Origin of the sequence: Pseudomonas sp. 18173, assembly GCF_050432945.1 — a bacterium.
Classification (GTDB): domain Bacteria; phylum Pseudomonadota; class Gammaproteobacteria; order Pseudomonadales; family Pseudomonadaceae; genus Aquipseudomonas.
The window spans coordinates 142,064-164,391 of the sequence record NZ_JBKFTN010000006.1 but is presented as its reverse complement, the minus strand read 5'-3'; the positions used below and the strand labels follow the sequence as shown (position 1 = coordinate 164,391).

Genomic DNA, 22,328 nt, shown 5'->3' with positions numbered 1-22,328 from the left:
GTTGTTCGGGCTTCGGTTCATTGCGAGAGCCCACTGAGATTGTCGAAGTCGCCATTCTCCAGGAAGAACATGCGGTAGAAGTTCGGGTCGTAATTGCGCATCTGCTCACCAGGCAATGTCGGCAGTTGTGCGTTGGCAGCCAGTGGCTGGACCAGATGGGGGGTGACGATCATCAGCAGCTCGCGCTCTTCGCGGTTGATGGTGTTGTCGCGGAAAAATGCGCCCAGAACCGGGATATCGCCCAACCCTGGAAACTTGTTCACCTGGGAGTCGTTGTGGGTGCTGATCAGGCCGCTGATGACGAAACTTTCGCCGTCGGCCAGGGAGATGCTGGTATCGGTACGGCGCACGGTCAGGGCCGGGACTACGGTGCCGGCGATGCTCACCGCGTTGGTGAAGTCCAGTTCACTGACTTCCGGTGCCACCTTCAGCGCGATACGGTTTTTCCCGACGATGGTCGGCGTGAGGGTCAGGCGGATGCCGAACTCCTTGTACTCGATGAACACGTTGTCGCTGCCTGCACTGGGCACCGGGATCGGTACTTCGCCGCCGGCCAGGAAGCTCGCACTCTGCCCGCTGAGCGCTACCAGGCTTGGCCGCGCCAGGGTGTAGGCGAAACCACTGCCCTCCAGCGCGTTGAGCGCCACGAGGGTATTGCCGGTAGCGAATGTGAGGTTGAAGTTGTTGTTGTTCACCGGTATCGACGGCGTGACAATGCCGCCGATGGTGGGCAAGGTTCTCGGCGAGCCGAACAGGAAGTTGCCCCGGATCCCGAAAATCGAGGCCGAGGCTTCCTTGAGCTTGGTCCGGCTGACTTCAACGAAGCGGATATCGGTCTGCACCTGGCTCGGCAGCAGCGGGTCGTCGGAAGGCACCGACGGCACGCTGGTCAGCGCCGACGTGGCTTTACCCTTGACGAACACCATGCTTTGGCGCGGCGTTTTCGAACAGGCGGTCCAGACCATCAGGCTGGTGGTCCCCGGCGCAATGCCGGTGAGTATGAACGCGCTGCTGCCGCTGGGTTGCACGTCGGCAATTTTCGGGTCACCCACCGCCAGTTGCGTTACCGGAACGGGGCTACGCAGTTCATTCTGCAGCCCTTGGCCGACCTCGTACGTTGTCGGCCAACTGTCCAGTTGCGAACAATTGGCCGGCGCGGCCTGGGCCGCATCCATACTGAGGCCTACCCAGAACAGGCCATGGATAATTCGCTTGAAAGCGGGCGAGGGACGAAGGCTCATTTGGTACATCCTCACTGGATAGGCCGTCTTTAGGCAGGCTCAGTTGTCTCGGATCACTTCACGGGGATCGGACTATCCCCCCCAATGCGCCAGGCCATTTATCCATGGCCTTGGCGTTATTCCCTGCGTGCTACGCACGAGCGGGCGCAATTCGCTGGCCCGGCTGGACAGCGAGCGACCTTTGCAAAAACGGTTTTCAGTGATCCGGTTACCTGGACTGCCTGTCGCAGCGATATTCGCGGCCATGGGCGGCACTGTCCTTCGACCTGGATCCCCCGGAAAGTAGTCGGCCATGAAGGTACAGAGCCGCAAAGCGCCTGCCAGGATCATAGTGAGGTAACTCCTTTTGCCAATTCGCTATCTGATCGCTGAAGCTAACGTGGAAACTCGAGCCGTTATGACTTCTTGTTGTTTGACATTAGTTCAATCAAATCAAAGTGCCATGAGTTAAGAGAAAACTATTCGGGCAAAAGCAGGAGACAGGCGGGCGGGCAGGGTCGCAGCGCACTGCGGTTGCCTGGTGTTGACGCTTTGTGCTGAAGCAAAAAAAGACCCGCCAGTCTGACCAGGCGGGTCTTTGCGTTTCGGGCAGGCAATGCGTGCAGCGATAAAATCAGGCGTCTGCGAACGCCCTGTGCTCAGTCGACGTGGTAGTGGACCGACAGCGTGCCTTTCTTTTGCGAAAGGGTGTTGATCGTGACCGCGCCCAGATCTTTCAGGCTGCGTACATGGGTGCCGCCGCAACCGTAGGCGGGCAGTTCACCGAAGCCGATTTCCCGGACGCCTTCGCGCAGTGAGGTCAGGCGCGGCAGGTCGTCGTCGACCCACTGCCCGATGCCCTGTTCGATTGTCCGGGCCTCGACGTCCTGGGCTGAATTCCCCGGCTTGAATTGCACACGGCCTTCACCAGGCCAGTGATGCGCCTTGATCGGCATCCAGCCCATGGCTTGTACAAAGTGGCCAATCAAATGCCCGGCCGAATGCATGCGGGAGTTGAACAACCGGCGTTGTTCGTCGACGCGGATCTGCGTCATGCCGGTTGTTACCGGTCGGTCGACAAAATGAATGATCCGCTCGGGATCCTGGACCACGCGCAGCACCTGGCTGTCGCCGATCCAGCCAGTGTCGCAGGGCTGCCCGCCGCCTTGAGGATGGAACAGGGTCGCGCGCAGGACCACCGCAAACTCGTTTTCGTGGGGGATGCATTCCAGGACTTCCACGTTGGCCTTGAGCTCATCACTATGGAAAAAAAGGCGCAGCGTCATATTCCAGGCTCGTATTGAATAACTGTTTTTATTATAGAAAGCCGGTAAATGCGTGATAATCCGGGCAAACATCAAAGGACTGTTGCGCTGTGAGCATAAATCTTCCGCTGCCGCTGCTGGGTGAAATGGCGATTTTCGTCAAGGTTGTCGAGACGGGCAGTTTCTCCGAGGCGGCTCGTCAGTTGGGTACTTCGCCCTCGGCGGTCAGTCGTAGCATTTCGCGTCTGGAGAAAGCGCTCGCAACCCGCTTGCTGCAGCGAACCACGCGCAAGTTGCGCCTGAGTGACGGTGGCGAGGAGGTGTTCAAGCGCTGCCAGGAAATGGTCAATGCCGCCCGCTCAGTGATGGAAATCAGTGGTCAGTTCACTGACGAGCCCGAGGGGCTGGTGCGTATCAGCGTGCCGAAAGCGGTGGGTCGAATCGTGATCCACCCGCATATGCCGGAGTTTTTGCGCCGTTATCCCAAGGTGGATGTGGAGCTGTTGCTTGAGGACCGCCAGGTCGATCTGATCGACGATCACGTCGACCTGGCAATTCGCATCACCGACCGGCCGCCTGCAGGACTGGTGGGACGGCAGTTGCTGACCATCGATCATTTGCTCTGTGCCACACCGCAGTATCTGGCCGAGCACGGTACGCCGACTCATCCCCATGACTTGCTCAACCACAGTTGCATTTACCTGGGCGAAACCCCGAGCGATGCGCGCTGGAAATTCAAGAAGGGCAGCAAAACCGTAACTGTCGGTGTGCGTGGGCGCTATGCCGCCAATCACACCGGCGTACGTTATGGCGCGGTGTTGCAACATATCGGGATTGGCAGCCTGCCGTATTTCACGGCGCGCCATGCCCTGGAGAAGGGGTTGATGGTGCAAGTGTTGCCGGACTGGACCTTTCTGGCGTCCTATCACGGCGGCGCCTGGTTGCTGCACTCGCCAACCCGATACTTGCCTCCCAAGCTTCGGGTGCTGATCGATTACCTGGTGGAGTGTCTGGAGAAGGAGCCGACGCTGGGCAAGCCAGGCCGGTCGAATGGCCCTGGTTGGTCGCCGTCGGAATATGAACTGCCGGAGAGTGACGGCCTGTTCTGAAGGCAAAAAAAGGCCCGCATGTTCAACCATGCGGGCCTTTTGCGTGAATCAGTCGGTGGTCAGTGCTTGCTGTCCTGGTTCGACAACGCCAGCAGCTGCTTTTCCTGATTCCAGTCGAAAGGTTCGTCGTTCTGTTCGGCTTCGAAGCGGCGCTCTTCCAGGGCCTGATACAGGTCGATTTCTTCATCGGACAAGTAGTGCAGGCAGTCACCGGCGAAATACCACAGCAGATCCCGTGGAATCAGGTGGGCGATTTGCGGATAACGGGAAATGACTTGAGTCAGGATGTCCTGGCCCAGGTATTGGCTTTCGATCGGATCGATCGGCAGTGACGCCAGCAATTCGTCGAAGCGCTCAAGGAACAAGGCATGGCTTTCTTCGGGAACCTGCTCGGCCTCACCTACGGCGACCAGGATGCTGCGCAGGTGGTCGAGTAAAACGAGATGATCGGCAACGATGTTGGACACGAGATAAGTCCTCAAGAGCAAAACGGGCGCAGGAGTATAAAGCCCCTGCGCCCGTTTTTACATGGTTGCAGGGATCAGCGGACTTTTCCCTCGGCCAGTGCCAAAGCCTCCTGGTCAAAGTCATCGACATCGATCACCTTGCGCCGGGCCGCCTCGGCTTCACGCAGGGTTTGGGCCTCCACCGGCTGCAGTACGCCAGCCTCGAGCGCAGCATCGATCACCGACTCGCCGGCCACCGGTTTGACCTGGCCACTCTTGAGTGCCACGTGCAGCTTTTTGTACAGCGGCTGTGCAGCGCTCAACAGATTGCAGGCGTGTTGCAATGCAGCCACCGGATTGCCGTTCGCTTGGGGGCGATAGCAACCCAGCAGCAATTCCTCCAGGGCCGGGTCGCCCTTGGCGCGGCCAATCAACGCGGCGACTTCGGCAGCGAGTTTGTCCGATGGCCCTTTGTGCCGACGACCGAACGGGAACACGATCACTCGCAACAGGCAGCCCATGACCTTGTTCGGGAAGTTGCTCAGCAGTTCATCCATGGCGCGTTCGGCCTGCCCCAGGCTTTCCTCCATGGCCCAGGCCAGCAGTGGCGTCATGTACTGCGGTGAGTCGAGATCGTGGTAGCGCTTGAGTGCGGCGCTGGCCAGGTAAAGGTTGCTCAGCACGTCACCCAAGCGCGCGGACAGACGTTCCCGGCGTTTCAGTTCACCACTGAGCAGCATCATGCTGAGGTCGGCGAGCATGGCGAAAGCGGCGGCCTGACGATTGAGTGCGCGAAAGTAACCCTGGCTGAGTTTGTCGCCCGGGGTGTGTTCCAGGTGCCCGAAACCGAGATTCAACACCAGCGTGCTGGCGGCGTTGCCCACGGCAAAGCCGATGTGCTTGAGCAGCAGGTCATCGAATTCCTTGAGTGCCTGATCCTTGTCTTCTCGGCCGGCAAGGGCCATTTCCTTGAGGACGAAGGGATGGCAGCGAATCGCGCCCTGGCCGAAGATCATCAGGTTGCGCGAAAGAATGTTCGCGCCTTCCACGGTGATGCAGATCGGCGCGCCCTGCCACATGCGCCCCAGATAATTGTTCGGCCCCATGATGATCGCCTTGCCGCCGTGCACGTCCATGGCGTGGCTGATGCATTCGCGGCCGCGTTCGGTCAGGTGGTACTTGAGAATCGCCGACAGCACTGACGGTTTTTCGCCGAGGTCCACCGCGTTGGCGGTGAGCATCCGTGCGGCGTCCATCATCCAGGCATTGCCGCCGATGCGGGCCATGGCCTCTTGAATGCCTTCGAAAGCGCCAATCGGTACATTGAACTGTTCGCGAACCTGAGCGTACTGGCCCGTCACCAGGCTGGTGAACTTGGCCATGCCGGTGCCTACCGCCGGCAGGGAAATCGAACGCCCGACCGACAGGCAGTTCATCAGCATCATCCAGCCTTTGCCGAGCATTTCCTGGCCACCGATGAGGAACTCCAGCGGGACGAACACGTCCTTGCCCGAGTTCGGGCCATTCATGAAGGCGGCGCCCAGCGGCAGATGCCGGCGGCCGATCTCGACACCGGCGAGGTCGGTCGGTATCAATGCCAGGCTGATACCCAGGTCTTCCTTGTCGCCCAGCAGGTGATCCGGGTCATAGGCCTTGAAGGCCAGGCCGAGGAGGGTGGCTACCGGGCCGAGGGTGATGTAGCGCTTTTCCCAGTTCAGGCGCAGGCCAAGGACTTCCTGACCTTCCCATTGCCCTTTGCAGATCACTCCGGAGTCCGGCATGCCGCCGGCGTCGGAGCCGGCCAGCGGACCGGTCAGGGCAAAGCACGGGATGTCATCGCCGCGTGCCAGGCGTGGCAGGTAATGATTGCGTTGTTCGTCGGTGCCGTAATGCAGCAACAGTTCGGCCGGGCCGAGGGAGTTGGGGACCATCACGGTGGAGGCGAGGTCGCCGCTGTGGCTGGCCAGTTTCATCGCCACTTGCGAGTGGGCATAGGCGGAAAAACCCTTGCCGCCAAACTCCTTGGGGATGATCAGGGCGAAAAAACCGTTGTCCTTGATGAATGCCCAGGCTTCGGGCGGCAGGTCCATGGTTTGACCGAGCTGCCAGTCATTGACCATGGCGCAAAGCGTTTCGGTCGGCCCGTCGATGAAGGCCTGTTCCTCTTCGTTCAATTGCGCTTTGGGGTAGGACAGCAGTTTGCTCCAGTCCGGACGGCCGCTGAACAGTTCGCCGTCCCACCAGACCGTGCCGGCGTCGATGGCGTCGCGTTCGGTTTGCGACATGGGCGGCAAGGTTTTCTGGAACCAGTTGAACATCGGTGCGCTGAACAATTTGCGGCGCAGGTCGGGCAGCAGCAAGGGTGCGGCGACGGCGGCGATCAAGACCCACAAGACCAGCAGCAACCCGCCTGGCGCGCGGCTGAAAGCGCCCATTGCCACGACATAGACGGCCACGATGGCCAGCGTGGGCAGCGGGGCGATGCGGCGGTGGGCCAGATAAGCAATTGCGACCAGCAGAACCAGTATCCACAACAGCAGCATATTCATTCCTCCGTGATACCAGGGCGAACCAGCCTTCAGAGCTTAGACGGCATCCGCAAAACAGGCGGATCAGAGCGATGTGACTGGGTTCGTGGCAAGCCCCGGATGATTTTCGTGCGGCAGTCGGGCGGCCGCACAGGTGGGAAAAGTGTTCATTGAGCGAGCGGCAAAGCGCCCATGTTTGGCCGAAACGTCGTTATCTCTGTGCTGAAGCTCTCGCTAGACTCGGGGCTTCCCCAGGAGATTGTTCTCATGCACGAGTATCTGAGTCCCGGCCGCTTCATCGATAGTGACCATCCGTCGGTGGTGGAGTTCGCCGAAAAACACCGTGGCGCCAGCCGCGATCCGGTTGAACAGGCAATCAGTCTCTATTACGCCGTGCGTGAAGCAGTGCGTTACAACCCGTACACCTTCAGTCGCGATCCGCAGACCCTGCGCGGCAGTCATGCATTGGCGGCCGGGGAGAGTTACTGCGTGCCCAAGGCCACGTTGCTGGCAGGTGCTGCGCGGCATTGCGGGATTGCCGCACGGATCGGCCTGGCGGATGTGCGCAATCATTTGTCGACACCACGGCTGCTTGAATTGCTCAAGAGCGACATGTTCGCCATGCATGGCTACACCGAGCTTTATTTGCAGGATCGCTGGGTCAAGGCGACACCAGCGTTCAACCGGAAACTCTGCGACCTGTTCAATGTGGCGCCGCTGGAGTTCGACGGGATCAACGACAGCGTTTTTCATCCCTTCAACCGCGATGGCGCGAAGCTGATGGAGTACCTGGTCGACCACGGGCAGTTCGCCGACGTGCCCGAGGCGTTCTTTTTCGAGCACCTGGAAAAATGCTATCCGCACCTGTTCGGTGAGCAACAGCAACCGCTGCTGGGGGATATGCAGAGCGATTTGAGTCGCGCCTGATCCGGCGTATGCTGCCTGCCCACTTACCGAAAAAGAGGCGGTCATGCTGAAGATCTGGGGTCGGAAAAACTCATCGAATGTCAGAAAGCCATTGTGGGCCGCCGAAGAACTGGAGCTGGCCTACGAGGCTGTCGATGCCGGTGGCGCCTTTGGTGTCGTCGATACGCCCGAGTACCGCGCGATGAACCCCAACGGTCGGGTTCCGGTGATGGAGTACGACGGTTTTGTGTTGTGGGAATCCAACGCCATCGTGCGCTACCTGATGGCCCGTCACGCCGACGGCACGGCCTGGTATCCGGCGGATCTGCAAGCCCGTGCCAGCGCCGACAAATGGATGGACTGGACCACCTCAAGCTTTGCCGGCCCTTTCCGTACCGTGTTCTGGGGTGTGCTGCGGACCCCGGCAGACCAGCAGGACTGGGCCGCCATCAACGCCGCGATCAAGGAGTGCGACACGCTGCTGGCGATGGCCGACCAGGCGTTGGCGAGCAAGCCCTACCTGTCCGGAGACGCGATCGGCATGGGTGATATTCCCCTGGGCAGTTTCATTTATGCCTGGTTCGAGATGCCGATCGAGCGTGCGCCGCAGCCGCATCTGGAGGCCTGGTATGCACGATTGAAACAGCGTCCGGCGTATCGCAAGGCCGTCATGACCGCGTTGACTTAATACTCACTATCGACACACTTGACTGTACTTGTGTGGCGGCGACAAGCACCATTGTGCAGATGCGACGTGGTTGCAATGCACGCCGCCCGCCCTTAACTGACCCTTTCTTCCCTTCTTGGTGCGTAAATCCGATATGAGTTCCGCTCTGTCCATCCGGCAGCTAACCAAAACCTACGGCAACGGTTTCCAGGCCCTGAGTGGTATCGATCTGGAGGTCGCCGAAGGTGACTTTTTCGCCTTGCTCGGCCCTAACGGTGCCGGCAAGTCCACGACCATCGGTATTCTGTCGACCCTGGTGAACAAGACCAGCGGCACGGTGAATATCTTCGGTCACGACCTGGACAAGAATCCTGCGCAGCTCAAGCGCTCCATCGGCGTGGTGCCTCAGGAATTCAACTTCAACCAGTTCGAGAAGACGTTCGACATCGTCGTGACCCAGGCCGGGTACTACGGCATTCCGGCGAAAATCGCCAAGGAACGCGCCGAACAGTACCTGACCCAGCTCGGCCTGTGGGACAAGAAGGACGTGCCTTCGCGTTCACTGTCCGGTGGCATGAAGCGTCGCCTGATGATCGCCCGCGCGCTGGTTCATGAACCGCGCCTGCTGATCCTCGACGAACCGACGGCCGGGGTGGACATCGAGCTGCGTCGCTCGATGTGGAGCTTCCTCACCGAACTGAACCAGAAAGGCATCACCATCATCCTCACCACCCACTACCTGGAAGAGGCTGAGCAGTTGTGCCGCAACATCGGCATCATCGACCACGGCACCATCGTCGAGAACACCAGCATGCGTCAGTTGCTCAGCCAACTGCATGTCGAAACCTTTTTGCTGGACCTCAAGGGCGTCCTGCCGGCCGCGCCTCAGTTGCTCGGCTACCCGTCCCGGCTGATCGACAGCCACACCCTGGAAGTCCAGGTGGACAAGTCCATGGGCATCACCGCGCTGTTCACCCAATTGGCACAGCAGAACATCGAAGTGCTGAGCCTGCGTAACAAAACCAATCGCCTCGAGGAGTTGTTCGTGTCCCTGGTGGAGAAAAATCTGTCGAAGGTGGCGGTATGAGTTCCGAGCTGCGCCCCAACCTCGTTGCCCTCAACACCATCGTTTACCGTGAAGTCCGGCGTTTCACCCGGATCTGGCCGCAGACCTTGCTGCCGCCGGCCATCACCATGGTCCTGTACTTCGTGATCTTCGGTAATCTGATCGGTCGGCAAATCGGCGACATGGGTGGCTTCACCTACATGGAGTACATCGTGCCGGGGCTGATCATGATGTCGGTGATCACCAACTCCTACGGCAACGTGGTGTCGAGCTTCTTTGGCAGCAAGTTCCAGCGGTCCATTGAAGAATTGATGGTCTCGCCGTTGTCGCCGCACACCATCCTGATCGGCTACACCCTGGGCGGCGTGCTGCGTGGATTGATGGTGGGGATCATCGTGACCCTGCTGTCGCTGTTCTTTACGCATTTGCAGGTGCATCACCTGGGCGTGACCATTCTGGTGGTGGTGCTGACCGCGACGATTTTTTCGCTGCTGGGCTTCATCAACGCGGTGTTTGCGCGCAACTTCGATGACATTTCGATCATCCCGACGTTCGTGCTGACGCCGCTGACCTACCTGGGCGGGGTCTTCTACTCGATCACCTTGCTGCCGCCGTTCTGGCAGACCGTATCCCTGGCCAACCCGGTGCTGCACATGGTCAACGCATTCCGTTACGGCATCCTCGGCGTATCGGATATCCGGATCAGCGTGGCCATCGCCTTCATGCTGGTCGCGACCGTGGTGCTGTATCTCGGTTGTGCGCGGTTGCTGGTCAGCGGGCGCGGGATGCGTACCTGAGGGACATCGCGTCGCTTTCAATCGCGAGCAGGCTCGCTCCCACAGGAGATCTTCGGGGCAGCTCGGATCAAGTGTGGGAGCGAGCCTGCTCGCGATAGCTTTATATCTGACACCACAAAAAAACGGCCTCCCAAGTGGAGGCCGTTTTTGCATTCTCACATCCGGCTTTTCTTGCGCCGCTTCCATTGCCTGGCCACCCACCAGCGCCAATACATCATCACCAGAAAGTAGGCCAGTGCACCGAGTGCCAGCCCCGTCACGACCGAGCCCAACAGAAACGGTTGCCACAAGGTCGAGATTTCACCCCTGATCCATTCCCAGGTCAGCGAGTCCGGCAACTGCCGGGCAGGAACGTCCATCAGCCAGGCGCCGGCCTGGTAGGTGCAGAAGAATACGGCGGGCATGGTGATCGGGTTGGTCAGCCAGACCAGGCTCACGGCAATCGGCATGTTGCCGCGTACGATGATGGCGAGGACTGCCGCCAGCAGCATCTGCAAGGGGATCGGCAGGAACGCGGCAAACAGACCCACCGCCATGGCGCGCGCAACGGAGTGGCGGTTGAGATGCCACAGGTTCGGGTCATGCAACAGCGTGCCGAGAAAGCGTAAGGACTTGTGTTCCCTGATGCTCATCGGGTCTGGCATGTAACGTTTGAATAAGCGCCGGGGCATAAGGCTTCTCGGTCGGTCAGGGTGGCAAGTATGTCTGGATTCTATGAACCGCCTATTCAGACTTTGTGACAATTAATAACGACGCCTGCGCGACGAGCGGGCTAAGCCTTGGAGGGGACTCTCAAGGACGGGCTTATGCGCACAGGGATGATGGCGCTGGCGTTGGGTCTGCTGACCTTGCGTTTTTTACCGGCATTGCCGCCGGTCTGGTTGTGGCTGGCGATGCCGGTGGCAGGTTTGATGTTGTTGCCGTTCAGGACGTATCCGCTGGCGTGTTACCTGTTCGGCTTGAGTTGGGCCTGCGCGAATGCGCAGTGGGCGCTGGATGACCGCTTGCCTGCGGCGTTGGATGGAGAAACCCGTTGGGTCGAAGGGCGGGTCACGGGTTTGCCCCGGCAAGACGACAATGTCGTGCGTTTCGAAATGAACGACATCCAGTCCCGGCGCACCCGGCTGCCGCGGCAAATGCGTCTGGCCTGGTATGGCGGGGCGCCGGTGAAAAGCGGTGAGCGCTGGCGCCTGGCGGTCAAGCTCAAGCGCCCGGTCGGGCTTCTCAATCCGCAGGCCTTCGACTACCAGGCCTGGTTGCTGGCACAACGCATCGGGGCGACCGGAACGGTCAAGGCGGGCGAACGCCTTGCGCCAGCCCGATGGGCCTGGCGCGATGGTATTCGCCAGCGTTTGCTGGCAGTGGATGCCCAGGGGCGAGGCGGCGCATTGACGGCGTTGGTTCTCGGGGACGGTGCCGGGCTGAGTCGCGAAGAATGGCAGGTATTGCAGGACACTGGCACGGTGCATCTGCTGGTGATTTCCGGGCAGCACATCGGATTGCTGGCGGGCGCTGTGTACCTGCTGATCGCCGGCCTGGCGCGTTTTGGGTTATGGCCGAACCGCCTGCCATGGTTGCCTTGGGCGTGTGGCCTGGCATTCGCCGCTGCGCTCGGTTACGGGATGCTGGCCGGTTTCGAGGTGCCGGTGCGACGGGCCTGCCTGATGCTCGGCCTGGTGTTGTTGTGGCGCCTGCGGTTCCGCCATCTCGGTGCATGGTGGCCCCTGTTGTTGGCACTCAACGGCATTTTGCTGCTGGAGCCGCTGGCGAGTCTTCAGCCGGGTTTCTGGCTGTCTTTCGCGGCCGTGGCAATCTTGATATTTACCTTCGGCGGCCGGTTGGGGGCATGGCGATGGTGGCAAGCCTGGACTCGTGCCCAGTGGCTGATTGCAATCGGGCTGTGTCCGTTGCTGCTGGCGCTGGGGTTGCCCATCAGTCTCAGCGGGCCGCTGGCCAATTTGTTCGCCGTGCCCTGGATCAGTCTGGTGGTACTGCCACCGGCGTTGCTCGGGACGGTGTTGCTGCCGGTGCCCTACGTGGGTGAGCCATTGCTGTGGCTGGCGGGCGGCTTGATCGACGGGTGGTTCAGGGGACTGGGGCTCGTCTCCGCTCAGGTTCCCGCGTGGATGCCCATGGCCGTCCCGCCATGGGCCTGGGCAATCGGTGCCATTGGCGCCTTTTTGCTGTTGCTGCCGCGAGGCGTGCCGATGCGCCCGTTAGGGTGGCCCATGCTGTTGATCCTGGTTTTTTCGCCCAGGCCGATGTTGCCGGAAGGCAGGGCCGAAGTCTGGCAACTGGATGTCGGTCAAGGTCTGGCGATCCTGGTGCGCACCCGGCATCACGCGTTGCTGTATGACGCCGGACCGCGTTTCGGTGAACTTGACCAGGGGGAGCGGGTGGTGCTGCCGGTGTTGCGCAAACTGGGGGTAAAGGACCTCGACCTGATGCTGATCAGCCACGCCCATGCCGATCATGCCGGCGGTGCCCGGGCGGTTGCCAGTGGATTGCCGGTGAAACAGGTGGTCAGTGGTGAGCCATCGGACTTGCCCGTGGAGTTGCAGGCCGGGCATTGTGAGAGCGGTCGGCAATGGACCTGGGATAAAGTCGATTTCCAGCTTTGGCACTGGCCATTGGCTAGCGACAGCAATCAGAATTCCTGTGTCCTGCTGATCGAGGCCAATGGCGAGCGGTTGCTGTTGAGCGGCGACATCGATGCTGCCGCCGAGAGGGCCCTGCTGGACAGTCCGTTGGCCCTGCGCACCGACTGGCTGCAGGCGCCACACCACGGCAGTCGCAGTTCGTCGTCCAGTGCCCTGCTGGATGTCCTGCAACCCAGAGGTGCGCTGATCTCCCGAGGGCAGGGTAATTCGTTTGGCCATCCGCACCCCACGGTGATCGCGCGTTATCAAAAACGTGGAATGGCGATCTACGACAGCGCCGAACAGGGTGCCATTCGTCTGCAACTGGGGCGCTTCGAGCCGCCGTGGTCAATGCGTCAGGAACGGCGTTTCTGGCGCGATCCGCCGCCCTCGAGCCAATAATCGAGTGTTATCAATGCCCGACCGGATGCGATATCGCGGTCTTCGGTGCGTCCACCCCCTATGTTAGAGTGGCGCACTTTTTCGAGGGGACTGTCACTGTGTGGGAATTGGTCAAATCCGGCGGCTGGATGATGTTGCCGATCATTCTGAGTTCCATCGCGGCCATGGCGATCGTCGCCGAGCGTCTCTGGACACTGCGCGCCAGTCGCGTGACCCCGGAGCACTTGCTCGGGCAGGTCTGGGTCTGGATCAAGGACAAACAGCTCAATAAGGAAAAACTCAAGGAACTGCGCGCCAACTCCCCGTTGGGCGAGATCCTGGCAGCTGGTCTTGCCAACTCCAAGCATGGTCGCGAGATCATGAAAGAGTGCATCGAAGAGGCCGCCGCCCGGGTGATTCACGAGCTGGAACGCTACATCAACGCGCTGGGCACCATCGCCGCCATGGCGCCTCTGCTGGGGCTGCTGGGTACCGTGTTGGGCATGATCGACATTTTCAGTTCGTTCATGAGCACGGGGATGACGACCAACGCCGCAGTGCTGGCCGGCGGTATTTCCAAAGCCTTGATTACCACGGCCTCGGGTCTGATCGTCGGTATCCCGTCGGTGTTCTTCCACCGGTTTCTGCAACGGCGCATCGATGAACTCGTCGTGGGCATGGAGCAGGAAGCCATCAAGCTGGTTGAAGTGGTGCAGGGCGACCGTGACGTTGATCTGGCTGAGGGCAAAGCGTGAAATTCCGTCGCAAGCAACGGGAGAACGTGGACATCAACCTCGTGTCGCTGATCGACGTGGTGTTTGTCCTGCTGCTGTTCTTCGTCGTGACCACCACCTTTACCCGTGAGACCCAGCTGCGTGTCGACCTGCCGGAAGCGGTCAGCGGCGCCCCGGCCGAAGACCAGAACAAGCCACTGGAAATCGCCATCAGCGCCGACGGCGTGTTCTCGGTGAACAACCAGATCCTGCCGAAAAGCGACCTGGCCTCCCTGATGGACGCGCTGCAAAAGGAAGCCAATGGCGACACCAACAGGCCGCTGTCGATCAGCGCTGATGGCAAGACGCAGCATCAGTCCGTCATCACCGCCATGGATGCGGCCGGCAAGCTCGGCTTCAGCCATTTGCGCATGACCACTGTCGAAGCGGCGCCACCGGCGTCCTGATGGCCATGTCCGAACGATTGCTCGCGGCGTGGTACGCAGGTCATCCGGCCTTGAAGCTGTTGCAGCCGCTGGAATGGCTGTACCGGCGCGTGGTCATGAACAAGCGCAAACGCTTTCTGGCGGGTGAGGGCGAGATCTACCAGCCGCCGGTGCCGTTGATCGTGGTTGGCAACATCACCGTGGGTGGCACCGGCAAGACGCCGTTGATTCTTTGGATGATCGAGCACTGCCAGCGCAGCGGCCTGCGGGTCGGCGTGGTCAGCCGTGGCTACGGCGCCAGGCCGCCGCAGTTGCCATGGCGGGTCGAGGCCGAGCAGAGCGCCGACGTCGCTGGTGACGAGCCGTTGCTGATCGTCCAGCGCACGGGCGTGCCACTGATGATCGACCCCAATCGCAGCAACGCTGTCCAGGCGTTGCTGGCCAGTGAGCCGCTGGACCTGATCCTGTCCGACGACGGCATGCAGCACTACCGCCTGGCCCGTGACCTGGAGCTGGTGCTGATCGACGCCGCCCGCGGCCTGGGCAATCGCCGTTGCCTGCCTGCCGGGCCGTTGCGTGAACCGGTCGAGCGCCTGCAAAGCGTCGACGCGGTCCTCTATAACGGCGCCGCGACTGACCGCACTGACGGGTTTGCCTTTCAATTGCAGCCCACCGCACTGGTCAATCTGCGCAGCGGCGAACGGCGCCCCCTCGACCATTTTCCCAGCGACCAGGCCTTGCACGCGGTGGCCGGCATCGGCAATCCGCAACGTTTCTTCAAGACCCTCGAAACGCTACACTGGAAGCCGGTTCCACATGCGTTTGCCGACCACGCCGAATACAGCGTGGAGGCTTTGAATTTTGCGCCGTCGTTGCCGCTGGTGATGACGGAAAAGGACGCGGTGAAGTGCCGCGCCTTTGCCGCCACCGATTGGTGGTACCTGGCGGTCGATGCTGTGCCATCGCCGGCCTTCGTGGCCTGGTTCGACACACAGCTGATGCGCCTGTTACCGGCTCGTTTGTTGCCTTAACTCCGTTTTTTCCAGGGAATGCTCATGGACACCAAATTGCTCGACATCCTCGCTTGCCCGGTCTGCAAAGGCCCGCTCAAGCTCAGCGCCGACAAAACCGAGCTGATCAGCAAGGGCGCAGGCCTGGCCTACCCGATTCGCGACGGCATCCCGGTGATGCTCGAATCGGAAGCGCGCACCCTGACCACCGATGAGCGCCTGGATAAATGACCACAGCCTTTACCGTCGTCATTCCATCGCGTTATGCCTCCACCCGCCTGCCGGGCAAGCCGCTGCTGCTGATCGCCGGCAAGCCGATGATCCAGCACGTCTGGGAACAGGCGAGCAAAAGCAGCGCCGGGCGGGTGGTGGTGGCCACCGACGACGCGCGCATCGTCGAGGCCTGCAATGGTTTTGGTGCCGAAGTGGTGATGACCCGTGAAGATCACAACTCCGGCACCGACCGACTGGCCGAAGTCGCGATGAAGCTGGGCCTGGCGCCTGATGCCATCGTGGTCAACGTGCAGGGCGACGAACCATTGATCCCGCCGAGCGTGATCGATCAGGTTGCCGCCAACCTGGCAACCCACGCGCAAGCGCGCATGGCCACCCTGGCCGAGCCGATCGAAGACGTGGACACCCTGTTCAATCCCAACGTGGTCAAGGTCGTCAGCGACCTCAACGGCCTGGCGCTGACGTTCAGCCGTTCCACCTTGCCCTGGGCGCGAGATGCATTCGCGGTGAACCGTGAGCAGTTGCCGCAAGGTGTGCCGTACCGACGCCATATCGGCATCTATGCCTATCGCGCCGGTTTCCTGCAGGATTTCGTCAGTTGGGGTCCCTGCTGGCTGGAAAACACCGAGTGCCTGGAACAGTTGCGTGCCCTGTGGCACGGCGTACGGATCCATGTGGCCGACGCGCTGATCGCGCCGCCAGCCGGCGTCGACACGGTTGAAGACCTTGAGCGCGTTCGTCGCCTGCTGGAGGCGTGATGCGGGTTCTGTTTGTCTGCCTGGGCAATATCTGCCGCTCTCCCACGGCCGAAGGCGTGTTGCGGCACAAGTTGCGCGAAGCGGGGCTGGCTGAGCGGGTCGAAGTCGCTTCCGCCGGCACCGGTGACTGGCATGTCGGCAAGGCACCGGACAAGCGCAGTCAGGCCGCGGCGAAGCTGCGCGGTTATGACTTGTCCGCCCAGCGCGCCCAGCAAGTCACCCGCGCCGATTTCGCCACCTACGACCTGATCCTGGCGATGGACAACAGCAACCTGCGCCATCTCAAGGCCTTGCAGCCGGCCCAGGGCAAGGCCGAACTTGATCTGTTCCTGCGTCGTTACCAGTCGCCAATCGATGAAGTGCCGGACCCGTACTACGACGGCGAACAAGGTTTCGAGCAGGTGCTGGACCTGATCGAGCGCGCCAGTGATCTGCTGGTCATCGAATTGAAGGGACGGTTATGAGTTTGCAGGTTCAATCGCAGGTGTCGCTCAAGCCGTTCAACAGCTTTGGCGTGGACGTGCAGGCCCGGCTGTTTGCCCAGGCCCATAGCGACGCCGATGTGCGTGAAGCCCTGGCCTATGGGCTGGAACACCAGGTCCCGGTGCTGGTGATCGGGGGTGGCAGCAACCTGTTGCTGACGGCGGATATCGATTCACTGGTGCTGCGCATGGCCACTCGCGGGATTCGCGTGTTGAGCGACGACGCCGGCAAAGTGGTGATCGAGGCCGAGGCGGGCGAGCCCTGGCATCCATTTGTGCAACACACACTGGCCCTGGGGTTGTCCGGCCTGGAAAACCTCAGCCTGATTCCCGGTACCGTCGGTGCGGCACCGATGCAGAACATCGGCGCCTATGGGGTCGAGATCAAGGACGTGTTCGCCGGCCTGACCGCCCTCGATCGCCAGACCGGCGAATTGCGCGACTTCAGCCTGGCGCAATGCAACTTCGCTTACCGCGACAGCCTGTTCAAGCAGGAACCGGGGCGCTGGTTGATCCTGCGTGTGCGTTTCGCCCTCGACCGCGCCGCGCATTTGCACCTCGAATACGGCCCGGTGCGTCAGCGCCTGACCGAACAAGGCATCGAGCATCCGACCGCCAGCGATGTAAGCCGGGCCATTTGCAGCATCCGCAACGAAAAACTGCCGGACCCGGCCGTGCTCGGCAATGCCGGCAGCTTTTTCAAGAACCCTTTGGTATCTGCGGCGCTGGCTGCACGGCTCAAGGGCGAATACCCGGACCTGGTGGCCTACGCGCAACCTGACGGGCAGATGAAGCTGGCCGCCGGTTGGTTGATCGAGCGGGCAGGGTGGAAGGGTTTTCGCGAAGCCGATGCGGGTGTGCATAAACTGCAGGCGCTGGTGTTGGTCAACTACGGCCACGCGACCGGTCTGCAGTTGCTCGACCTGGCGCAGCGTATCCAGAAAGACATTTCAGAACGTTTCCATGTCGATCTGGAAATGGAGCCGAACCGGTATTGAGCTAAGCTTTCAGGACGGATCAACAAGCCCTGCACAATAAACATTGTGCAGGGCTTTTTTGTTAATGCCCGGTTAACTTAGTCAGCTAACGATGCACACACTTGCTCCATCAAAGGCCCGGTGCAGAGCGTTTGTTTCTGCACAAGAGAGCCCATTAGCCTGAGTCGATCTGCGTGCAACCCACCGAGATCCAGCGGCAGATTGCTCGACCCCATAACTCGAGAACTATGCGGGCGTGCCCATGATTACCCTGAAACTCAACGGTCAAGACCATCAACTCGACGTCACCGAGGATATGCCGCTGCTCTGGGCCATCCGTGACGTGGCCGGTTACAACGGCACCAAATTCGGCTGCGGCATGGGCCTGTGCGGGGCCTGCACCATTCATATCCAAGGAGCCCCGGCACGCAGTTGCATCACGCCCATCGGATCAGTCGTCGGGCAGAATGTCAGCACCATCGACAACCTGCACGCCGACCCGGTCGGCAAAGTCGTGCAACAGGCCTGGCTCGACACGGCGGTCGCCCAATGCGGTTTCTGCCAGGGCGGGCAAATCATGTCCGCCACCGCGCTGCTCAAGACCAATCCGGACCCGAGCGACGAACAGATCGAAGAAGCCATGGTCGGCAACATCTGCCGCTGCGGCACCTATAACCGCATCAAGACGGCGATCCGCCAGGCCTCCACTCACCTGAAGGAGGCCAAGGCATGAGCCGTTTACCGAATGATTTTGCCCTGAGCAATCTGAGCCAGCTCAGTCGCCGTGGTTTTCTGAAAGGCGTGGGCGCCACCAGTGCGCTGGTCTTGGTGGCGAGTTGGGGCTGGCAAGACGCTTTTGCCGAAGAAAAAGACAAGAAGTTCGGCGCTGACGGCATGCCCCACGGCTGGGTCGACGATCCGAAAGTCTATGTGAGCATCGCCGCCGATGGCACGGTGACCGTGATCTGCAACCGCTCGGAGATGGGCCAGGGTGTGCGCACCAGCTTGACCATGGTGGTGGCCGATGAGCTGGAAGCCGACTGGGCGATGGTCAGGGTGCGGCAGGCCCCCGGCGATGAAGTGCGCTTCGGCAACCAGGACACCGACGGCTCGCGCAGCATGCGCCACTGGTACGAGCCGATGCGTCGCTGCGGTGCCGCCGCGCGAACCATGCTCGAACAGGCCGCCGCCGAACAGTGGAAAGTGCCGGCAGGCGAATGTCACGCGCAACTGCATAAAGTCATACACGAACCTTCCGGCCGCGAATTGGGTTATGGAGCGCTTGCCGCCGCCGCAGCAGCGTTGCCCGTTCCTGCGCGGGACAGCCTGAAACTCAAGCAACCCTCGGAATTTCGCTACATTGGCAAGGAAGGCACCAAGGCCATAGATGGTGAGGACATTGTCAACGGCCGAGCGGTGTACGGCGCCGATGTGCATCTCGACGGCATGCTGTACGCGACCATTGCGCGGCCCACGGTGTATGGCGGCAAAGTCAAAAGTTTCGATGGCAGCGCGGCGATGAAAGTCCCGAGCGTGGTCAAGGTGGTGCAGATCGAAAGCCGGCCTTTGCCTTCGGAGTTTCAACCGCTCGGCGGTATCGCCGTGGTGGCGAGCAATACCTGGGCGGCGATCAAGGGCCGCGAGGCGCTGAAAATCGAGTGGGACGACGGGCCCAACGCCAGCTACGACTCGATCGCCTACCGCAAGGAGCTTGAAGCGGCCTCGCTCAAGCCCGGCAAGGTGGTGCGCAATACCGGCAACATCGATGAAGCCATGAGCAGCGCCGATAGCACGCTGGAAGCGTCGTATTACTTGCCGCATTTGTCACAGTCGCCGATGGAGCCGATGGTCGCCATTGCGCGGTTCAAGGACGGTGCGTGCGAAGCCTGGGGGCCAAGCCAGGCGCCGCAGGTCACCCGGGAACGGATCGCCGAACGCCTGGGCCTGCCGTTCGACAACGTCATATTCAACGTGACCCTGCTCGGTGGCGGATTCGGGCGCAAGTCCAAGCCTGACTTCATCATCGAAGCCGCCATCCTCGCCAAGGAGTTCCCCGGTAAAGCGGTGCGGGTGCAATGGACCCGCGAAGACGACATCCACTGTTCCTACTTCCACACGGTATCGGTCGAACACCTCAAGGCCGGCCTGAACAAGGATGGCCTGCCGTCCGGCTGGTTGCACCGTACGGTGGCGCCGAGCATCACTGCGTTGTTTGCGCCGGGCATGAACCATGAGGCGGCGTTCGAGCTGGGCATGGGTTTCACCAACATGGCGTATGCGATCCCCAACATTCGCCTGGAAAACCCCGAGGCAACGGTGCATACCCGGGTCGGCTGGTATCGCTCGGTGTCGAACATTCCCCATGGCTTCGCGGTCCAGAGTTTTATCGATGAACTGGCGCACAAGGCCGGGGAAGACCCGCTGAAATACCAGATCAGATTGCTCGGCCCGGACCGTCAGATCGATCCGCACACCTTGAGTGACGAGTGGAACTACGGTGAGTCCCCGGAGCGTTATCCGATCGACACCGGGCGACTGCGCACGGTACTGGAGACCGCCGCCAAAGCCGCCGGTTGGGGGCGCGAGTTGCCCAAGGGGCGCGGCCTGGGCCTGGCGGTGCATTACAGCTTTGTGACGTATGTGGCGGCGGTCATCGAGGTGGAGGTGAAAGACGACGGTACGCTGGTGGTGCACAAGGCCGACATCGCCGTCGATTGCGGACCGCAGATCAACCCCGAGCGGATTCGCGCGCAGTTCGAGGGCGCCTGCGTCATGGGCCTGGGTAATGCGGTGCTGGGGGAAATCAGCTTCAAGGACGGCAAGGTCCAGCAGGATAACTTCCACATGTATGAAGTGGCACGCATGACCCTGGCGCCGAAAGAGGTGGCCGTGCACCTGGTGACGCCGCCGGGCAACGTCCCGTTGGGTGGTGTCGGTGAACCGGGCGTGCCACCGATTGCGCCGGCCCTGTGCAATGCGATCTTTGCCGCCACCGGCAAACGCATCCGCAACCTGCCGGTTCGTTATCAGCTGTCGGGCTGGCAGCAGGCCAAAGCCTGATGGACAGCGCCGATCTGAACGTCCTGCGCAGCGTGTTGCAGTGGCATCGCGCCGGTCAGCGGGTGGTGTTGTACAGCGTGGTCGAAACCTGGGGCACCGCACCCCGGGCACCCGGTGCCATGCTGGCCTTGCGTGAAGATGGCATGGTGATCGGTTCGGTTTCGGGCGGTTGCGTCGAAGACGACTTGATTGCCCGGCTGCACGACGGGCGCCTTGCGCTCGATGGGCCGCCGGTGCAGTTGATCACATACGGCGTAACCCGCGAGGAAGCTGCACGTTTCGGCTTGCCCTGTGGTGGCACCTTGCGCTTGACCGAGGAGCGTATCGACGATGGGGATTGGGTCGAGCAATTGCTGGCTCGTTGCGAGGCCCATGAAATCGTTGCGCGTGAACTGAACCTGGCCACCGGTGAGGTGTGTTTGCAGTCGGCCAACAAGGCTGATGTGTTGACGTTCGACGGCCAGACCTTGCGCGCAATCTACGGTCCGCGCTGGCGCTTGTTGCTGATCGGCGCGGGGCAGCTGTCGCGCTATGTTGCTGAAATGGCCCGTCTGCTGGATTTCGAGGTGCTGATTTGCGATCCGCGCAGCGAGTTCGTCTATGGCTGGGAGGAGCAGCACGGACGATTCGTTTCGGGCATGCCGGATGAGGCGGTATTGAATATCCAGACCGACGAACGCACGGCCATCGTGGCCTTGACCCATGATCCGCGCCTGGACGACATGGCGTTGCTCACGGCCCTGGATTCCAGGGCTTTTTACGTCGGGGCGTTGGGGTCGCGGGTCAACAGCCAGAAGCGCCGGGAAAACCTGGCTCAACTGGGGTTGTCGCAATCGGCGATTGACCGCTTGCATGGTCCGATCGGTTTGCACATCGGCAGTCATAATCCTGCGGAAATTGCCTTGTCGCTGATGGCGGAAATCGTCGCGGTCAAAAATGGCGTCGAACTGACACAGAAGAAGATCCAGCAGGAGAGGGTATGAGCAAGTCGATTGGCGTCATCGTGCTGGCGGCGGGGCAGGGCAGCCGGTTTCGCCAGGTGGCGGGTGCCGAAAAGGATAAATTGCTGGCCGAATGCACCGGTCGTGACAGCGCGGTTCGATCCGTCATTGAGCACACGTTGGTCAATTTGCCAGCAGCCCTGGACAAGCGCGTACTGGTGACGACCGCTGATCGCCCGCAAGTGATTCGCATGGCTCAGGCCTATGGTTGTGAGGTTGTGCTGATCGAGTCGACGGGAATGGGCGACAGCATTGCGGCTGGGGTAGCTGCCAGCACACGACTCGACGGTTGGTTGATGGTGCTGGGGGATATGCCGTTCATCCTTCCCGCGAGTATTGAGCAAGTCGTGGAGCAGGTGGCAGATGATTGCATCAGTGTGCCGCTTCAGGGCGGCGAATACGGGCACCCGGTAGGGTTTGGACGCAGCTTCGGTCCAGGGTTGATGGCTTTATCGGGGAATCGTGGGGCCAAGGCATTGTTTGCCCAGGGGCGGGTGGTTGAAGTTGTGGTGGAGGATCCCGGAGTGTTGCTGGATGTGGATGTGCCGCTGGCATTGAACTTCAAGTCTGTCTGAATCGTCAGGTCCGCCCGGATTTCCTGTGGGAGCGAGCCTGCTCGCGAA

At 61.2% G+C, this 22,328-nt stretch carries 22 protein-coding genes; 17 read left to right on the top strand and 5 right to left on the bottom strand.

Annotated features, from left to right (window positions below; all coding sequences use genetic code 11):
• Positions 1-17 precede the first annotated feature (17 nt).
• Together ACLD1X_RS09270 and ACLD1X_RS09265 are read right to left on the bottom strand one after the other, a co-directional pair.
• Positions 18-1,241, bottom strand: a complete 1,224-nt coding sequence (locus ACLD1X_RS09270; protein ID WP_429367044.1) for a type II and III secretion system protein family protein — start codon at positions 1,239-1,241, stop codon at positions 18-20.
• Positions 1,242-1,879: 638 nt separating this feature from the next.
• Positions 1,880-2,506 carry an alanyl-tRNA editing protein gene (locus tag ACLD1X_RS09265; RefSeq protein WP_429367043.1) on the bottom strand — a complete coding sequence of 209 codons (627 nt, stop codon included), beginning with the start codon at positions 2,504-2,506 and terminating at the stop codon, positions 1,880-1,882.
• Positions 2,507-2,595: 89 nt separating this feature from the next.
• Between ACLD1X_RS09265 and ACLD1X_RS09260 the strand changes: the two genes are divergently transcribed.
• Positions 2,596-3,594, top strand: coding sequence for a LysR family transcriptional regulator (locus ACLD1X_RS09260; protein ID WP_253559296.1), 999 nt, complete (start codon positions 2,596-2,598; stop codon positions 3,592-3,594).
• A gap of 59 nt (positions 3,595-3,653) precedes the next feature.
• On the opposite strand, the gene ACLD1X_RS09255 is transcribed toward ACLD1X_RS09260, so the two are convergent.
• Together ACLD1X_RS09255 and ACLD1X_RS09250 are read right to left on the bottom strand one after the other, a co-directional pair.
• Positions 3,654-4,061: a PA2817 family protein gene (locus ACLD1X_RS09255; protein ID WP_007991629.1), complete on the bottom strand. Its 408-nt coding sequence runs from the start codon at positions 4,059-4,061 to the stop codon at positions 3,654-3,656.
• A 74-nt stretch (positions 4,062-4,135) separates the two neighbouring features.
• Positions 4,136-6,583 carry an acyl-CoA dehydrogenase gene (locus tag ACLD1X_RS09250; RefSeq protein WP_429367042.1) on the bottom strand — a complete coding sequence of 816 codons (2,448 nt, stop codon included), beginning with the start codon at positions 6,581-6,583 and terminating at the stop codon, positions 4,136-4,138.
• A 252-nt stretch (positions 6,584-6,835) separates the two neighbouring features.
• Between ACLD1X_RS09250 and ACLD1X_RS09245 the strand changes: the two genes are divergently transcribed.
• The 4 genes from ACLD1X_RS09245 (at position 6,836) to ACLD1X_RS09230 (ending at position 10,004) form a co-directional block, all read left to right on the top strand.
• A complete protein-coding gene (locus ACLD1X_RS09245) occupies positions 6,836-7,495 on the top strand; it encodes a transglutaminase-like domain-containing protein (protein WP_429367041.1) in 660 nt (219 codons plus the stop codon).
• Positions 7,496-7,538: 43 nt separating this feature from the next.
• Entirely contained in the window at positions 7,539-8,162 is a 624-nt protein-coding gene (locus ACLD1X_RS09240; RefSeq protein ID WP_429367040.1) for a glutathione S-transferase, read from the top strand.
• Between the two features lie 133 nt (positions 8,163-8,295).
• Positions 8,296-9,228, top strand: coding sequence for an ABC transporter ATP-binding protein (locus ACLD1X_RS09235; RefSeq protein ID WP_429367039.1), 933 nt, complete (start codon positions 8,296-8,298; stop codon positions 9,226-9,228).
• Positions 9,225-10,004, top strand: a complete 780-nt coding sequence (locus ACLD1X_RS09230; protein WP_007996641.1) for an ABC transporter permease — start codon at positions 9,225-9,227, stop codon at positions 10,002-10,004. Before ACLD1X_RS09235 ends, ACLD1X_RS09230 begins: the two co-directional genes overlap by 4 nt.
• A 155-nt stretch (positions 10,005-10,159) precedes the next feature.
• Here ACLD1X_RS09230 and ACLD1X_RS09225 read toward each other — a convergent pair whose 3' ends face one another.
• Complete coding sequence (locus tag ACLD1X_RS09225) at positions 10,160-10,675, bottom strand: DUF2062 domain-containing protein (RefSeq protein ID WP_429367038.1); 516 nt, start codon at positions 10,673-10,675, stop codon at positions 10,160-10,162.
• 135 nt (positions 10,676-10,810) lie between these two features.
• Between ACLD1X_RS09225 and ACLD1X_RS09220 the strand changes: the two genes are divergently transcribed.
• From ACLD1X_RS09220 to ACLD1X_RS09165, 12 genes are all read left to right on the top strand, one after another.
• Positions 10,811-13,045, top strand: coding sequence for a DNA internalization-related competence protein ComEC/Rec2 (locus ACLD1X_RS09220; protein ID WP_429367037.1), 2,235 nt, complete (start codon positions 10,811-10,813; stop codon positions 13,043-13,045).
• A gap of 98 nt (positions 13,046-13,143) precedes the next feature.
• Positions 13,144-13,779, top strand: a complete 636-nt coding sequence (locus ACLD1X_RS09215; protein ID WP_019689340.1) for a MotA/TolQ/ExbB proton channel family protein — start codon at positions 13,144-13,146, stop codon at positions 13,777-13,779.
• Complete coding sequence (locus tag ACLD1X_RS09210; RefSeq protein WP_429367036.1) at positions 13,776-14,204, top strand: ExbD/TolR family protein; 429 nt, start codon at positions 13,776-13,778, stop codon at positions 14,202-14,204. Before ACLD1X_RS09215 ends, ACLD1X_RS09210 begins: the two co-directional genes overlap by 4 nt.
• Positions 14,204-15,214, top strand: a complete 1,011-nt coding sequence (gene lpxK / locus ACLD1X_RS09205; RefSeq protein WP_429367035.1) for a tetraacyldisaccharide 4'-kinase — start codon at positions 14,204-14,206, stop codon at positions 15,212-15,214. Before ACLD1X_RS09210 ends, lpxK begins: the two co-directional genes overlap by 1 nt.
• 24 nt (positions 15,215-15,238) lie before the next feature.
• Complete coding sequence (locus tag ACLD1X_RS09200) at positions 15,239-15,424, top strand: Trm112 family protein (protein WP_003179363.1); 186 nt, start codon at positions 15,239-15,241, stop codon at positions 15,422-15,424.
• Positions 15,421-16,185, top strand: coding sequence for a 3-deoxy-manno-octulosonate cytidylyltransferase (gene kdsB / locus ACLD1X_RS09195; protein WP_429367034.1), 765 nt, complete (start codon positions 15,421-15,423; stop codon positions 16,183-16,185). Before ACLD1X_RS09200 ends, kdsB begins: the two co-directional genes overlap by 4 nt.
• Positions 16,185-16,649, top strand: a complete 465-nt coding sequence (locus ACLD1X_RS09190; protein ID WP_429367033.1) for a low molecular weight protein-tyrosine-phosphatase — start codon at positions 16,185-16,187, stop codon at positions 16,647-16,649. The genes kdsB and ACLD1X_RS09190 overlap by 1 nt, the downstream gene beginning before the upstream one ends.
• A complete protein-coding gene (murB, locus tag ACLD1X_RS09185) occupies positions 16,646-17,665 on the top strand; it encodes a UDP-N-acetylmuramate dehydrogenase (protein ID WP_429367032.1) in 1,020 nt (339 codons plus the stop codon). The genes ACLD1X_RS09190 and murB overlap by 4 nt, the downstream gene beginning before the upstream one ends.
• A 241-nt stretch (positions 17,666-17,906) precedes the next feature.
• Positions 17,907-18,377 (top strand): (2Fe-2S)-binding protein, encoded by a 471-nt coding sequence (locus ACLD1X_RS09180; RefSeq protein WP_429367031.1) that lies wholly within the window; start codon positions 17,907-17,909, stop codon positions 18,375-18,377.
• On the top strand, positions 18,374-20,704 hold the full coding sequence (locus tag ACLD1X_RS09175) for a molybdopterin cofactor-binding domain-containing protein (protein ID WP_429367030.1): 2,331 nt from the start codon (positions 18,374-18,376) through the stop codon (positions 20,702-20,704). Before ACLD1X_RS09180 ends, ACLD1X_RS09175 begins: the two co-directional genes overlap by 4 nt.
• The gene (locus tag ACLD1X_RS09170) at positions 20,704-21,687 is read left to right on the top strand and encodes an XdhC family protein (protein ID WP_429367029.1); all 984 of its coding nucleotides are present in this window, start codon (positions 20,704-20,706) and stop codon (positions 21,685-21,687) included. Before ACLD1X_RS09175 ends, ACLD1X_RS09170 begins: the two co-directional genes overlap by 1 nt.
• On the top strand, positions 21,684-22,280 hold the full coding sequence (locus tag ACLD1X_RS09165; RefSeq protein WP_429367028.1) for a nucleotidyltransferase family protein: 597 nt from the start codon (positions 21,684-21,686) through the stop codon (positions 22,278-22,280). Before ACLD1X_RS09170 ends, ACLD1X_RS09165 begins: the two co-directional genes overlap by 4 nt.
• Positions 22,281-22,328: the final 48 nt, after the last annotated feature.

What these genes read in the sequence shown, in the direction of transcription:
- murB (WP_429367032.1), top strand. Translation starts at nt 16,646, where the DNA reads ATGAGTTTGCAGGTTCAATCGCAGGTGTCGCTCAAGCCGTTCAACAGC.
- ACLD1X_RS09200 (WP_003179363.1), top strand. Translation starts at nt 15,239, where the DNA reads ATGGACACCAAATTGCTCGACATCCTCGCTTGCCCGGTCTGCAAAGGC.
- ACLD1X_RS09230 (WP_007996641.1), top strand. Translation starts at nt 9,225, where the DNA reads ATGAGTTCCGAGCTGCGCCCCAACCTCGTTGCCCTCAACACCATCGTT.
- ACLD1X_RS09170 (WP_429367029.1), top strand. Translation starts at nt 20,704, where the DNA reads ATGGACAGCGCCGATCTGAACGTCCTGCGCAGCGTGTTGCAGTGGCAT.
- ACLD1X_RS09175 (WP_429367030.1), top strand. Translation starts at nt 18,374, where the DNA reads ATGAGCCGTTTACCGAATGATTTTGCCCTGAGCAATCTGAGCCAGCTC.
- lpxK (WP_429367035.1), top strand. Translation starts at nt 14,204, where the DNA reads ATGGCCATGTCCGAACGATTGCTCGCGGCGTGGTACGCAGGTCATCCG.
- ACLD1X_RS09240 (WP_429367040.1), top strand. Translation starts at nt 7,539, where the DNA reads ATGCTGAAGATCTGGGGTCGGAAAAACTCATCGAATGTCAGAAAGCCA.
- ACLD1X_RS09265 (WP_429367043.1), bottom strand. Translation starts at nt 2,506, where the DNA reads ATGACGCTGCGCCTTTTTTTCCATAGTGATGAGCTCAAGGCCAACGTG.
- ACLD1X_RS09225 (WP_429367038.1), bottom strand. Translation starts at nt 10,675, where the DNA reads ATGCCCCGGCGCTTATTCAAACGTTACATGCCAGACCCGATGAGCATC.
- ACLD1X_RS09250 (WP_429367042.1), bottom strand. Translation starts at nt 6,583, where the DNA reads ATGCTGCTGTTGTGGATACTGGTTCTGCTGGTCGCAATTGCTTATCTG.
- ACLD1X_RS09165 (WP_429367028.1), top strand. Translation starts at nt 21,684, where the DNA reads ATGAGCAAGTCGATTGGCGTCATCGTGCTGGCGGCGGGGCAGGGCAGC.
- kdsB (WP_429367034.1), top strand. Translation starts at nt 15,421, where the DNA reads ATGACCACAGCCTTTACCGTCGTCATTCCATCGCGTTATGCCTCCACC.
- ACLD1X_RS09270 (WP_429367044.1), bottom strand. Translation starts at nt 1,241, where the DNA reads ATGAGCCTTCGTCCCTCGCCCGCTTTCAAGCGAATTATCCATGGCCTG.
- ACLD1X_RS09220 (WP_429367037.1), top strand. Translation starts at nt 10,811, where the DNA reads ATGCGCACAGGGATGATGGCGCTGGCGTTGGGTCTGCTGACCTTGCGT.
- ACLD1X_RS09180 (WP_429367031.1), top strand. Translation starts at nt 17,907, where the DNA reads ATGATTACCCTGAAACTCAACGGTCAAGACCATCAACTCGACGTCACC.
- ACLD1X_RS09190 (WP_429367033.1), top strand. Translation starts at nt 16,185, where the DNA reads ATGCGGGTTCTGTTTGTCTGCCTGGGCAATATCTGCCGCTCTCCCACG.
- ACLD1X_RS09235 (WP_429367039.1), top strand. Translation starts at nt 8,296, where the DNA reads ATGAGTTCCGCTCTGTCCATCCGGCAGCTAACCAAAACCTACGGCAAC.
- ACLD1X_RS09245 (WP_429367041.1), top strand. Translation starts at nt 6,836, where the DNA reads ATGCACGAGTATCTGAGTCCCGGCCGCTTCATCGATAGTGACCATCCG.